This is a genomic window from Kitasatospora sp. NPDC041988 (assembly GCF_055588525.1).
In genome coordinates, this window is record NZ_JBVJCO010000042.1 from 1 (window position 1) to 12,817 (window position 12,817).

The 12,817-nt window shown below is 71.6% G+C and carries 14 protein-coding genes and 2 pseudogenes; 9 read left to right on the plus strand and 7 right to left on the minus strand.

Annotation, left to right across the window (positions count from 1 at the left end; all coding sequences use genetic code 11):
- On the plus strand, positions 1–798 hold a 798-nt coding region (locus tag ACZ6NC_RS31840; RefSeq protein WP_465737323.1), incomplete at its 5' end, for an Acg family FMN-binding oxidoreductase.
- 52 nt (positions 799–850) lie between these two features.
- Positions 851–1,216, plus strand: a complete 366-nt coding sequence (locus ACZ6NC_RS31845) for an iron chaperone (RefSeq protein ID WP_465737324.1) — start codon at positions 851–853, stop codon at positions 1,214–1,216.
- Between the two features lie 554 nt (positions 1,217–1,770).
- On the opposite strand, the gene ACZ6NC_RS31850 is transcribed toward ACZ6NC_RS31845, so the two are convergent.
- Entirely contained in the window at positions 1,771–2,769 is a 999-nt protein-coding gene (locus tag ACZ6NC_RS31850; protein WP_465737325.1) for an Acg family FMN-binding oxidoreductase, read from the minus strand.
- A 192-nt stretch (positions 2,770–2,961) separates the two neighbouring features.
- On the minus strand, positions 2,962–3,405 hold the full coding sequence (locus ACZ6NC_RS31855; protein WP_465737326.1) for a universal stress protein: 444 nt from the start codon (positions 3,403–3,405) through the stop codon (positions 2,962–2,964).
- Positions 3,406–3,674: 269 nt separating this feature from the next.
- Here ACZ6NC_RS31855 and ACZ6NC_RS31860 point away from each other — a divergent pair, with 269 nt between their 5' ends.
- The 3 genes from ACZ6NC_RS31860 to ACZ6NC_RS31870 are packed head-to-tail and all read left to right on the plus strand — an operon-like array spanning position 3,675 to position 4,764.
- Entirely contained in the window at positions 3,675–4,328 is a 654-nt protein-coding gene (locus ACZ6NC_RS31860; protein ID WP_465737327.1) for a DUF4389 domain-containing protein, read from the plus strand.
- Positions 4,325–4,555, plus strand: a complete 231-nt coding sequence (locus tag ACZ6NC_RS31865) for a cation-transporting P-type ATPase (protein WP_465737328.1) — start codon at positions 4,325–4,327, stop codon at positions 4,553–4,555. The genes ACZ6NC_RS31860 and ACZ6NC_RS31865 overlap by 4 nt, the downstream gene beginning before the upstream one ends.
- Positions 4,552–4,764, plus strand: coding sequence for a P-type ATPase actuator domain-containing protein (locus ACZ6NC_RS31870; RefSeq protein ID WP_465737329.1), 213 nt, complete (start codon positions 4,552–4,554; stop codon positions 4,762–4,764). The genes ACZ6NC_RS31865 and ACZ6NC_RS31870 overlap by 4 nt, the downstream gene beginning before the upstream one ends.
- Positions 4,765–4,813: 49 nt before the next feature.
- On the opposite strand, the pseudogene ACZ6NC_RS31875 reads toward ACZ6NC_RS31870, so the two are convergent.
- Positions 4,814–4,906 (minus strand): annotated as a pseudogene (locus ACZ6NC_RS31875) (cation-transporting P-type ATPase); the annotation flags it as partial.
- On the opposite strand from ACZ6NC_RS31875, the gene ACZ6NC_RS31880 reads away from it, so the two are divergent.
- Together ACZ6NC_RS31880 and ACZ6NC_RS31885 are read left to right on the plus strand one after the other, a co-directional pair.
- Complete coding sequence (locus tag ACZ6NC_RS31880; protein WP_465737384.1) at positions 4,886–5,359, plus strand: HAD family hydrolase; 474 nt, start codon at positions 4,886–4,888, stop codon at positions 5,357–5,359. The pseudogene ACZ6NC_RS31875 and the gene ACZ6NC_RS31880 overlap by 21 nt on opposite strands.
- Before the next feature lie 251 nt (positions 5,360–5,610).
- Positions 5,611–7,716, plus strand: coding sequence for a SpoIIE family protein phosphatase (locus ACZ6NC_RS31885; protein WP_465737330.1), 2,106 nt, complete (start codon positions 5,611–5,613; stop codon positions 7,714–7,716).
- A 238-nt stretch (positions 7,717–7,954) separates the two neighbouring features.
- On the opposite strand, the pseudogene ACZ6NC_RS31890 reads toward ACZ6NC_RS31885, so the two are convergent.
- A pseudogene (locus tag ACZ6NC_RS31890) lies at positions 7,955–8,269 on the minus strand (MFS transporter); the annotation flags it as partial.
- Positions 8,270–8,581: 312 nt separating this feature from the next.
- On the opposite strand from ACZ6NC_RS31890, the gene ACZ6NC_RS31895 reads away from it, so the two are divergent.
- Both ACZ6NC_RS31895 and ACZ6NC_RS31900 read left to right on the plus strand, forming a co-directional pair.
- A complete protein-coding gene (locus tag ACZ6NC_RS31895) occupies positions 8,582–10,753 on the plus strand; it encodes a M4 family metallopeptidase (RefSeq protein WP_465737331.1) in 2,172 nt (723 codons plus the stop codon).
- A 140-nt stretch (positions 10,754–10,893) separates the two neighbouring features.
- A complete protein-coding gene (locus tag ACZ6NC_RS31900) occupies positions 10,894–11,058 on the plus strand; it encodes a MetQ/NlpA family ABC transporter substrate-binding protein (protein ID WP_465737332.1) in 165 nt (54 codons plus the stop codon).
- A gap of 218 nt (positions 11,059–11,276) precedes the next feature.
- On the opposite strand, the gene ACZ6NC_RS31905 is transcribed toward ACZ6NC_RS31900, so the two are convergent.
- From ACZ6NC_RS31905 to ACZ6NC_RS31915, 3 genes are all read right to left on the minus strand, one after another.
- Positions 11,277–11,444, minus strand: a complete 168-nt coding sequence (locus ACZ6NC_RS31905; RefSeq protein WP_465737333.1) for a hypothetical protein — start codon at positions 11,442–11,444, stop codon at positions 11,277–11,279.
- 229 nt (positions 11,445–11,673) lie between these two features.
- Entirely contained in the window at positions 11,674–12,432 is a 759-nt protein-coding gene (locus ACZ6NC_RS31910; protein ID WP_465737334.1) for a DUF5994 family protein, read from the minus strand.
- Positions 12,362–12,679, minus strand: a complete 318-nt coding sequence (locus ACZ6NC_RS31915) for a SpoIIE family protein phosphatase (protein ID WP_465737335.1) — start codon at positions 12,677–12,679, stop codon at positions 12,362–12,364. Before ACZ6NC_RS31915 ends, ACZ6NC_RS31910 begins: the two co-directional genes overlap by 71 nt.
- Between the last annotated feature and the right edge of the window lie 138 nt (positions 12,680–12,817).

Consider the following 12,817-nt stretch of genomic DNA (forward strand, 5'->3'; position numbering starts at 1 on the left):
ATCTCCGTCGGTGCCGCGGTGCTCAACCTGCGGGTTGCCGCGCGCCACCTCGGCTGGGCGCCCGAGCTGTGGCTGCTGCCCGATCCCGCCGACCCCGATCTGTTCGCCACCGTCCGGCTGGACGGGACGTCCCCGGTCCGGCTCCCCGGCACGGAGGCCCTGTACGACGCGATCTGGCGCCGCCACTCCATCCGCACCCCGTTCACCGGCGTACCCGTCCCGGCGGACGTCCTCGACCAGCTGGTGACAGCGGCCCGGGCGGAGGAGACGACCCTCCGCCTCCCCGGCGCGGACGAGACGGCCCGGCTGCTCGAACTCACCGCCGAGGCCGAACGCCGCAACACCACGGACCCCGCCCAGCGGACCGAGAGCCGCAACTGGATCCGGAGCGGGGACGCGCCGCCCTACGGCATCCCGGTGCGGGCCCTCGGCCCGCAGGACCGGGACGGCCGGCTCCCCATGCGGGACTTCGCCGCCATCCGCCCGGCCGAGCACCGGCCGCCCGCCACGTTCGAGCACGAGCCGCGCATCGTCGTGCTCACCACCGAGCACGACCGCCCCGAGGACTGGCTGCGCACCGGGCTCGCCCTGCAACACGTCCTGCTGGCGGCCACCGTCCACCAGGTGCGGGCCTCGCTGTTCCACCAGGTGATGGAGTGGCCGGACCTGCGCTGGGCCGCCCGGGAGCCCCACCTACGGCCCGAGTACGTGCAGATGCTCGTCCGCCTCGGCTACGGCCCGGAAGGAACTGCCACGCCCCGGCTGCCGGCCGCCGATGTCCTCGACCCCGAAACCTAGGGAGTGCTTGAAATCCTTGCTCAAGGTCAGGAACGCGACATAGCCTCTTGGAATGGTGCAAAGCGCAGCGAAGGATGTGGACGGCTACCTGGCCGAGGTGTCCGATGAGCGTCAGGACGCACTGGCTGAGCTGCGGCGACTGTGCCGTCAGGAGCTGGCGGGATTCGCTGAGGTCATGGCCCACGGTATGCCTGCGTACGAGCGGGACGGTGTCGCCGAGATCGCCTTCGCCAACCAGAAGCGGTACATCTCCTTCTATCTGATGCGCAGTGACGTCCGTGAGGCGTTCACCGAACGGCTGGCCGAGCAGGACATGGGCAAGGGGTGTCTGCGCTTCCGGAGGCCGCAGGCCGTCGACTTCGGTCTGCTGCGGGACCTGCTGCGAGCAACTGCGGCACGGCCGGGCAGGGTCTGCTGATGCGGGCCCGGCACCGGATCGTGATCAAGGTCGTTGCCCCGGGCGGTGCGACGGGCACCGGGTGAACCAAGGAGCCATCGTGAACCAGAACCGCGACATCGAGACGACTCGCCGCGCCGATCCTGCGGATGTCGCGCGCCGGATCACCGAGCGCCGCGACCAGCTCGGCCTGACCGACCGGATGCTGGCCCACCGCGCGGCCATGGCCCCTCGGTACCTGGAGCACCTGATGGCGGTTTCCTGCGGATCGCCGCCGCCCTGCGGCTCACCTACCCGGAGCTGGTCGACGGGCGTGCCGACACCCCGCCCGGAGAACCCGAGGCCGGGCCTCGCCCGCTGCTGTTCCACCTCACCGAGCCCGAGTGCTGGGACAAGATCGGCACCCACGGTGTGGGCCACTTCCTCGACCTCACCGTCGAGCGCACCTCGGCCGGTACCTGAGCTGGCCGCGATGCCTGTGTTCGGATGGCGCCGAGGGCGGGCCGGTCCTCACTCATCGCCAGGCGCGGGCCGTCACGTCCCCGGCAGTACAGCGCGTCAGCATCACGACTCCCCTACCCGACCGCGCCCGCGTGGCCGGTGAGGTCGAGGATCTCGTCGACCGGGCGGCGCGGGGTGGCGGGCCCGGGCGGGCCGTAGCCGAGTCGCAGGACGAGTTGGACGTGCCCGGGGCCTTCGCCCGGGTCGCGCAGGCCCCAGCGGGTGTCGGGCCACTCGACGGCCTGGTGCAGGACCGAGATGCGCACGCCGTGGGCCGTCGCCAGCAGCCACACCCGCTCCATCGCCTGGCCCGCGCGCAGCCAGTCCGCGGGCCGGTCACCGTGCGTGGTGAACGTGGCGAGCTGGGGCAGTGCCTCGAAGCGCTGGGACGCCGTGGTGGATGGTGTCCGGTCGGTGAAGCTCCGCATGGGCACGTGGGCGTCGTGGTCCTGCGGGCCCAGCGCGGCCGCCGGGATGCCGTCCGCCGCCGGCTTCTCCAGCCGCAGCCACGCGCGGGTCTCGGCCATCCGTGCCAGGTCGGTTCCGGTGCGCCGCTCGGCGTCGTGGGTCAGGGCCAGCACCCGCCGTACTCCCGCCTCCTCCAGCGGGGACAGCACCGCGCCTTCGTCGAGGGCCGCCGCGATCAGCTCGCCGAGTAGCACCTCGGGGACGTCCCGGTTGGCGAACGGCTGACGGCTGGAGTGGCGCTGCCCGATGGCCTCGAAGAGGTCCCTGCCGAAGGGAAGCGATGCCGACGACGGGCGGGCGAGGCGGACTGTCGCGACCAGGAGCGGCTCCGCCTCGTCGGGGATGAGTCGAACCTCCGGATCGCGTCCGAGCCGGAGGCCGGCGACACGCAGGTTGAACAGGGCCGCGCCGACCGAGATGTGCAGGGCCCGACCGTCCGGGTCGGTGATCGGCACGGCACGGTCCAAGTCGGCGTACACCCGCATGCCGAGCGCGTCGGGCATGGGGCGGAAGCGCCAGGGCTGGCTGTTGTGCAGGGACGGCGCAGCGCCGGCCGCAGCAGCAAGAAACCGCAGCTGCTCCGGGGTGAGGGGTTGCTCGGTCATCGTTGACAGCTCCTTGGGCCGGTCGGACCGGTACGCGCTTACGGCGGCTGGCGCGGGCCGCGGCGGGATGCCCCTGCCCGGTCCGGGCGGGGGCCGGCCTTGCTGCGGCTTCCATCATGCTTCGCAGGCCGAGCCGCCGTCTTGGGCCCACCGGCCCCACAACGCCCGCCGTATGTCCCCCGTACGCGGTCGTCAGCCATCATCGCCGCGGACCACCACGACGGGGCACGAGGCGTGCTGCGCGCAGTGCTGGCCCACGGAGCCGAGCAGGGCGCCGGCGAAGCCGCCGTGGCCACGGCTGCCCACCACGAGCAGATCGGCCCCGTACGACCTCTCCACCAGGACCTCGGAGGCGTTGCCGAGTACGGCCGTCTCTCGGATCTCGACCGGCCGATCGTCGCCGACCGCCTCGGTGACCGCTTGGGCCAGCACTCTCTCGGCGGCATGGCCGAGCTCACGATCCACCGACACCGGGGCGCGCCCGTACATGGCCGGGAGTACCCAACAGAGCACCGCCTCCACGTCGTCGCCGGTCAGCCGTGCCTGCCCGACCGCCCAGCGCAACGCCTGTCGGGAGGAGGGCGAGCCGTCCACCCCGACCACGATCCGGCGTGACGCCGGGACGTCCCTCTCCATCGCGTACCTCGCTTCCCGAGCGGGCCGGCGGACGGCCGCAGGCTTGGACGGCAGGGACCACCCACGGCTGTTTCAACTCTCCGCCCCACCACGACGTGACGCACTCCGCCGCTCGGGCCTCGGCCGAGTCGCCCGGGGCCGACCGCCCTGCCGGGCCGTGCGTCCGGAGAGACCATGAGGGTGTCCGAGAACATGCCGCACCGGATCCGCCTCCCTGCCACCGACTGGGAAGGGCCGCCATCCGGTGTGCCGCTCCGGAGGAGATCGCCGTGGCTGTCACCGATACCTCGCCCGTCCGGGTGGAGGCCCGACTGGACCTTCCGATCTCGCGCTGGCTCTGGCTGGTCAAGTGGATCCTGGTCATCCCGCACTGGATCGTCCTGTGCTTCCTGTGGGTGGCCTTCGTCCTGCTGACCGTGGTCGCGTTCTTCGCGATCCTGTTCACCGGCCGCTACCCGCGCGGGATCTTCGGCTTCAATCTGGGTGTGCTGCGCTGGTCGTGGCGGGTGTCCTACTACGCCTACGGCGGGCTCGGGACCGACCGCTATCCGCCGTTCAGCCTTGGTGCGGAGCCCGACTACCCGGCGACGCTGGACGTCACCTACCCCGGGGAGCTCTCTCGCGGTCTGGTGCTCGTGAAGTGGTGGCTCCTGGCGTTGCCGCACTACCTGGTGGTCGGTGTTTTCGTGGGCGGTTTCCACGAGCGGTGGGGTGGTGGCGGGCTGATCGGCCTACTGGCACTGTTCGCGGGGGCGGCGCTGGCCGTCACCACGCGCTACCCGCCGGGCATTTTCGATCTCCTCGTCGGTCTGAACCGCTGGGTGCTCCGGGTGGCCGCATACGCGGCCCTGATGACCGACTCCTACCCGCCGTTCCGGCTTGACCAGGGTGGCCTTGAGCCGGTCGCCCGAGACACCACGTGATACGGGCGGTCAGCCGACCGGCCGGTCTGGCCGAGGAGCAGGCGGCCCGGCTCCTGACGGAGCACGGGCCGAACACGGTCGGGGCGGCGCCGAGCCCGCCGCTGTGGCCCAGAGTCGCCGCACAGCTGCGCGACCCCCTGATCCTGGTGCTGCTCGCCGTCGTGGTGCTGACCGTGGCGACCGGCGACCACGCCGATGCGATCGTGATCGGCCTCGTCGTCGTGTGAACACCGCCGTGGGCGTCGCCCAGGAGGTCCGCGCGGACAACGCGGTGGCAGCCCTCTCGACGCTCTCCGCCCCTGCGGCCCGGGTACTGCGTGACGGCCGGGAGCGCGAGGTGGCGGCCGCCGCCGTGGTGCCGGGGGACGTTCTGCTGCTCGCCGAAGGAGACATCGTCCCCGCCGACGCGGACCTGACCGAAGCCGCGGGTGCGTGAACTGCTGCGCGAGCTCGCGAGGCCGGCGACGCCCGCCGCGCCGGGCGAGGGTGTTGGGACCGTACACGGCCTGGCGCCGGACCGCCTCGCGCTCCGGCAGACCCGCCGGTGACGTGCGCAGATCCCGGAACAGAAGCGCCATAGGCTCGCGCGGGTCGGGGGCGTCCGAGCGGTCGGTCGGCCGGAGCGCGTACTGCCGCGCAAAGGTGGGGCCTCCTTGCTGCTCGCCCTGCGCACCGCCGGGATCCGGACGGCGGCGGTCTCCACCAGCCGGCGCGGAGCGCTCATGCTCGACCGTGCCGGGCTGGCCGACCTGGTGGATGTCTGTGTGGACGCCGGGGACGCGGGGCACTACGGGCTCGCCGGACCGCCCGACCCGGGCCTGTACGAGCTGGCGCTGAGACTGCTGCAGACCGCACCGGCGCGCTCGGTTCTGCTGGCCGGCACGCCACTGGGCACGGCGGCCGGTGTCCGGGCCGGCTTCGGCCGGACGGCCGCGATCACCTTCGATCACGAGGGCCCCTCGGCGCCGTGGCCGGGCGGGGAGCCGGTCGTGCGTGGGCTGGGCGCCGTCGCGGTCGTCGAGAGCGGTTGAGTCCTCAGCGCACGAGAACACGCTCGCCCGAGCGCGGGACGACCGCCGTCCAGCCCGGTTCACGGTCGATGGTCACGCGCGTCATTGATGCGGGAAATCGTGCACCTGCCGGCGGGCGAGGGTGCCTGAGCTGTCCGGCGGCCCTTCGCGGAGAGACGATGGAGGGCACCGAGACGGAAGGCGAGGTCGAACGACGGGGCTGGATCGGACGAGGCCGCCAGTATCGGTGGCGGGCGGAAGGAAGGCCGGGAATGTGCGCCTCCGATGCGGGCCGGCCCCTGGCGGGCACGGTGCGGGCTGCCGCGTCCGCGCCCGGTGGCCTGCTGGACCTGCTGGGTGTGGCCGCAGCGGTGTTGGACGCGGATGGGCGGGTCGCCCTGTGGAGCCCGCAGGCTCAGGATCTCTTCGGCTGGAGCGCCGAGGAGGCGCTTGGCCGGTACGCGGCCGAGCTGCTGGTCGCCGAAGAGAACCGGGGTCTGATCCTTGAGCTGTTCGCCGAGGTGATGGGTGGCGGCGGGCGCTGGGCGGGGGTGTTCCCGGTGCGGCACAAGGACGGCAGCACCCGGCTGGTGGAGTTCCGCAACATGCGGTTGCAGGACGAGCGCGGCCGCCTCTATGCCTTGGGGATCGCCACCGACGAGGCCACGCTACGTGGCGTCGAGCGCGATCTGGCCCTGTCGGCGCGGATGGTGGCCCAGTCCCCGATCGGGCTGGCGGTGCTGGACACCGACCTGAGGTACGTCCTGGTCAACCCGACGCTGGAGCGCATCAACGGCCTGCCGGCCGAGCAGCACCTCGGTCGCGATGTCCGCGACGCGCTGCCGTTCCTCGACACCGGGGTCGTCGAGTCCGCGATGCGCCAGGTACTGGCAAGCGGCAAGCCGCTGGTGGATCAGTTCACGGTCGGCCGCACGCGTGCCGATCCCGACAGCGACCACGCCTGGCGAGCGTCGTACTTCCGGCTGGAGGACTCAGCCGGGCGGGTGATCGGCCTGGCCGTCGCGGTGGTGGACGTCACCGAGCAGCACCGCGCGGCCGCCGAGGCCGCCCGCGCCCGACAGAGACTGGCACTGGTCGCCCAGGCGTCCATGAGGATCGGCACCACCCTCGACCTCGGCCGCACTGCCCAGGAACTGGCCGACTTCGTCATCCCCGACCTCGCCGACGTCGCCGCGGTCGACGTTCTCGACTCGGTCCTGTGTGGACGCCCGCCCACACACGGACCGGTCGCGGGGCCGGTGACCCTGCGGGCCCTGGCCGTCGCGGCGGCCTACCCCTCCGACGCCTTGCGCGCCGCCGACCCGGTCGGGGAGATCGCCAAGTACGACGCCGACCGCCTGGTCACCCGGTGCGTGACCACCGGCCGTCCGGTGCTCGTGGCCCACGTGGCGGGCGAGGACCTGCCGGGCATCGCCCGAGACGGCGAGGCCGCGGCCGTGCTGGCCCGAGCGGGCCTGCGCTCCTACCTGGCGGTGCCGCTGATCGCCCGCGGAGAGGTGCTCGGCGCCCTGGACCTCAAGCGCGTGCGTGATCCGCTGCCCTTCGGCGAGGACGACATCGTGCTGGCCGAGGAGCTTGCCGCCCGCGCCGCCGTGTGCATCGACAACGCCCGCTGGTACCAGAGCCAACGCAACACGGCCCTGACCCTGCAGCGCCACCTGCTGCCGCACGTGCCCACGCGGCCCGTCGGTCTCCAGGTCGCCTCCCGGTACCAGCCCGCGGGACGCGCCGCGCTGGCCGGCGGTGACTGGTTCGACGCCATCACGCTGGCCGGCGACAAGACCGCCCTGGTCGTCGGCGACGTGATGGGCCATGACATCAACGCCGCCGCCAGGATGGGCCAGCTGCGCACCGCCACCCGCACCCTGGCCGATCTCGACCTGGACCCCGCTCAGGTGCTGCACCACCTCGACCGCGTCACCGCCGAACTCGACGAGACCATCGCCACCTGCGTCTATGTCGTCTACGACCCGCACGGCAGGCGGTGCCACATCGCGCTGGCCGGCCATCCGCCCCCGGTGCTGGACCGCCCCGGTCGGGCCCCGGTGCTGCTGGAGCTGCCCCCGGGCGCGCCGCTGGGCGTCGGAGGCGTCCCGTTCGAGTCCTCCTGCGTGGAGCTGGCGCCCGGTGACCGGTTGCTGCTGTACACCGATGGCCTGGTGGAGACTCGTGATCAGGCCATCGACACGCGCCTCGATGCCCTCATGAGCCTGCTCCGCGGGCCCAGGCTCCCGCTGGAAGCAACCTGCGACCGTCTGCTGACCGCTCTGCGGCGGGCGGACGACGACGAGGACGACGTGGCCCTGCTCATCGCCGAGGTCGACTCGGCGCCGGGTCCGGTCGGACACGCGGCGTGAGGGGTGCGAACGTCGATCCGGGCAGCCGGACGCCTTGTCAGTCCGCCGCCGCATCCCGCTGCTCGGCCTCCGCCGAGCCGGTGAGATGAGGATCCGGCTGTCCTGCCCGGCGCTGATCGACGGACACCCGGCGCCGATTCTCAGGGGGTGCGGAAGGCGAGGACGACGTTGTGCCCGCCGAAGCCGAACGAGTTGCTCAGTGCGGCGTTGACGAGCCGGCGCTCGGCGGTCCGCCAGCGGAGCCGACGAGGTCGGCATCGACCAGGGCTCCGGCCAGGATCGGGCCGCCCACGGTCGACAGGGCCATCACCGGGCCGAACCGGCCGAACGCGCGGCCGGTCTCGGGACGGTCGAACATCTCCTTGATGATGCCGAGGCCTTGAGGGGTCATCACCGCACCGAGCAGGCCCTGCAGTCCGCGCGCGCCGATCAGCATCCCCGGCGACCAGGAAACCGCACAGAGCAGCGAGGCCGCGGTGAAGCCGAGCGCGCCGATCAGGAACATCCGCTTGCGGCCCACGATGTCACCGAGCCGGCCGCCGGTGATCAGGCCGCTGGGCTGTCACCCCGACCGGCCCGCCACCTGCGACGACCGCTCGAACTCTGGGGCGATCCGCCTGCTGTGGTGTGAGGTCACCCCCTTTCAGGAGGCCTCTGGCCGCGGTGAGATGGATCACGTGCTGGCCCTGGGCGGCCAGGGGGGCGGTGAGGGCCGCCAGGTGCAAACTTCCAGGTTGGGGGCTGTGTTGCCAGGTGACATCCAGGGTTGAGTCCGTTCAGTTGGCCGGCCGATGGAAATCTGTGAATTTCCACAGAATTGGTATGCGTTGACGTGCATTCATATGTCGGAGCACGCTTCGGCGCTATGAAGAGATCCCTTCTGAACGGCTCGCTCACCCTCGTGGTCAGCAGCCTCGTGATAGTCGGCGCGGGCGTCACCGCGTCCGCCGCACCCGCCACCAGCCCCGAGCCCAAGGCCCCCAACAGCAGGGCCCTGCAGGACGCTGCCGACCAGATCGCCGCCAACCCCCACGCGGTCAAGGCCGGCGTCCAGGACGAGTTCCAGGCCGCCAACGTCCAGGTGGACCCCGACGGCACCCGCCACGTCCACTTCAACCGCACCTACCAGGGACTGCCGGTCCGGGGCGGTGACGTCATCGTCCACTCCACCCCCGGAGGCCGGCTGGACTCCACCACCCTCACCCTGGAAGCGCCGCTCAGCCTCTCGGTGACCCCCTCAGTCACCGATCGGCAGGCGATCGCCAAGGGCGTCAAGCTCTTCCGCGGCGCCAAGGGCGACGCCACGGCCGTGCTGAAGGTCGACGCCACCGCGGCCACCCCGAAGCTGGTCTGGGAGGTCGTGGTCAACGGCACCGGCCCCGACCAGTCGCCCAGTCACTTCCACGTCCTGGTGGACGCGAAGACCGGTGACACCGGCGAGAGCTGGGACACCTTCTCGGCGTTCCTGCACGAGGGCGTGCAGCGCAAGACCGCCGCCGCACCCGCCGCCCAGCCGGCCGCCGCGCTCGCCGCCGCGACCGCCGACGGCACGGGCAAGGGATACCAGGTCGGCAACGTCACCGTCAGCACGACCCAGAACTCCACCGCCGGCTACACCCTCAAGGACTCCGCCCGGGGCAACGGCGAGACGCGGGACGCGCAGAACAAGACCGTCGCCAACGACTCCCCGCCCGCCGGCTGGGGCGTGGCCCTCAACGACACGGACAACGTCTGGGGCAACAACGCCCTGACCGACCGCGCGACGGTCGCCGTGGACGCCCACTACGGCATCCAGGCCACCTGGGACTTCTACAAGAACGTCCTCGGCCGCAACGGCATCAAGAACGACGGCGTCGGCGCCCGCTCCTTCGTCCACTACGGCACCAACTACGGCAACGCCGGCTGGGACGACGACAGCTTCTCGATGATCTACGGTGACGGCGCCGTCGGCTCCAAGCCGTTCACCGAGATCGACGTCGCAGGCCACGAGATGAGCCACGGTGTGACCGCCGCGACGGCCGGCCTGGTCTACAGCGGCGACGCGGGCGGCCTCAACGAGGCCACGTCCGACATCATGGGCACGATGGTCGAGTTCAACGCCAACAACGCGGCGGACGCACCCGACTACCTCATCGGCGAGAAGATCGACATCAACGGCAACGGCACGCCGCTGCGCTGGATGGACGACCCCAGCAAGGACGGCGCCTCGGTCAAGTGCTGGTCGACCGGCACCGCCGGCCTGGACCCGCACTTCTCCTCGGGCGTCGGCAACCACTTCTTCTACCTGCTCGCCGCCGGCTCCGGCCAGTCGCAGTGGGGCAACAGCCCGACCTGCAACAGCTCCACCGTCACCGGTATAGGCAACGACGCGTCCACCAAGATCTGGTACCGCGCCCTGTCGACCTACATGACCTCCAACACCAACTACCCCGGTGCCCGCACCGCCACCATCAAGGCCGCCAAGGACCTGTACGGCGCGAGCAGCACCCAGTGCGCCGCCGTCGAGAAGGCCTGGAGCGCCGTCTCCGTCGCCCCGACCGCCACCACCTGCGGTGGCTCCACCGAGCCCCCGGCTCCGAGCGGCAACCTGCTGCTCAACCCCGGCTTCGAGTCCGGCGCGACCTCCTGGACCTCGACCTCCGGCGTCGTGACCAAGGACGCGGGCCAGCTGCCGCACACCGGCTCGTACTACGCCTGGCTGAACGGCTACGGCTCCGCCCACACCGACACGCTCGCGCAGACGGTGACCATCCCGGCGACCGCCACCGCGCCGAAGCTCTCCTACTGGATCAAGATCGTCACTGGGGAGACCGGCACCACGGCGTACGACACCCTCAAGGTCCAGGTCGTAGACGGAACCACGGCGACCACCCTGGCCACGTACTCCAACGCGGACGCCACGTCCGGCTACGTCCAGCGCACGCTGGACCTGTCGGCCTTCCAGGGCAAGACCGTCACGATCAAGTTCACCGGCACCGAGGACTCCTCCCTCAAGACCAGCTTCGTGATCGACGACACCGCGATCACCGCCAGCTGATCCCCGGCACCCGAACGGACCCGGGCGGCACGGCGCGCGACGCCACCGCCCGGGTCCCTGCGGACCGTGCTCGCCGGTGCGCACTGGGCGTCAGCCGGGCCCGATGCGATGTCGGGCCTCGGCTGCGTTTCAATCTCTCGGTGCTGGAGCAGGCGAAACTGCTGAAGCTCAAGGACACCACCGGCCTCTACGGCACGCCCGACGACATCACCGACAACCCCAAGCACCTCAAGATCCTGCCGGTGGACGCCCAGCAGACGCCGCACGCGGGCAACCTGCCGGCCCGCCGGGTGCTCCGCCGCTGACGGCCGCCGTCCGGCCCGGGGAGGCACCGGCGGCCGGCGCGGCGTGTGCTCGCCGGTCCAGACGTTGCCGGTGAAGGTGCCGAGCATCAGGCCGGACGGAGGGAGGCACGAGGAGGAGCGTCGTGAGCGAGATCGTTGTGAGGTCCGTGCGGCTCGGCTCGGGTCTCACTCTCCCGTACGCGGAGTCGGCCGTGCCCGGGGGAGTGCCGGCGGACGGCTCATCGGTTGGGGTAGCTTCCGCCGTGCCGGAACCGGACGGCAGAGATGATCATGGCTATGAGTAGCACGGCGATGCCGATGAAGAGCAGGTAGAGCAGGCCGTCGGCGACGGCGCCGACGATGCCGAGCACGATCGCCAGGATGATCAGGAACAGCACCAGTGCCATCTTCGGCCTCCTTCGAGGGCTGTTGGTTCCTGCCGGCGTGCCAGGTGGCGTTCACGACTTGGAGCCGCCGCGGAGGAGCAGCTTCACGGGATAACGGGTGGCACGTGCCCGCGACGTCCGTGCACCTGTCCGTCTGATCCGCGGCGCCGGCGAGAGCGGAAGCCGACGGCAGGGAGTCAGGGTCGGGTCCGGCGGCGAACCGCGTGGTGTCGTCCGCTGCCGGGCGTTCTCATGCGCCTGCCCGCGGGTCTGCGGTCGGCACGCCCGCGGCTGTCAGGAGGTCGGTGCCGGTGCGCGTGTTGGCCGGGTCGGACGCCGCTGTCATCAGCCACTCGGCGGCGGAGGCCTCGGCCTCAGGGGGGATCACCAGGAGCTTCAGATTCAGAGGGGTGAAGGAGCACACCATCACCTCGTCCGCGTCCTGCTCCTGTTCGAACCACCCGACATGGATGACGTGGCCTGCGACCGGGACACGCCGGGGGATCACCGGCCAGTGCGTCGGATTCACGGTGACGCGGGTGATCCTCCCCCACGTGGGGTCCAGGGCTGCCGCCAGTGGGGGGAGTTCGCGCATGAGGTCGTGCGAGCGGGGCCACCAGGCACCGTCCAGCCGCCCCGGGGTGGCGCCCTTGGGTGTCAGTGAGAGTCGGACCGGCGGTTCTGGCCCCGGTGGCTGGGCAGCGGTGGGATCGGAGGTCGCGGTCATGTCGAACACCTGTCCTGGGCTCGTTTGTGAACGGCCTGGTTCTGCCGCCAGGGCACCGCAGGGATCCGCAGGCCGTGGACGGTGAGTTCTTTCACCGTACTCCGGCCACAGCCCTGGCCTCCAAGGTGAGCAGGAGGCGGCCGATGGGTCGCTGTCGGTCGAGCGCCGTCCCCGTGAAGGCGGGCTGCGGCTGGTCTCTGCCGGCGGCCGCCTACAGTTCTGGCATGGCGAGGTGATCGGCGGTGCCGCCGCGCCACTCGACCAGAAAGAGGCTCGCGTCATCGGTGGTGGTCCCGCCCCGTTCCCGCATCAGGCTGTGGGAAAGGCTCCGCACCATCTCCTGCACGCCCCCGCCGGCGGGTCCGACGCGCTCGATGGTGGCGACGAGCCGTTCCTCGCCGAACTGTTCCCCGCCTGACTGGTGCTCCTCGACGACTCCGTCGCTGTCGCCGGCGACGTTGTAGGCGGGTTCCAGGATTCCGGCGACCGCGACCTGCGGGGTGTTCCGGCGTTGTCCCTGTCTCAGCATCGCACCGGCTCCCACCGCGCGACACCCAAGCCAGGTTGGATCTAGGCAGCGTCCATTGCGATCCCCGGTCTACCTCGCAGTGGCGAACAGCCCGAGAACGGGTGAGATGTTCTTATTCGTGCACCTGGCGGGCCCGAA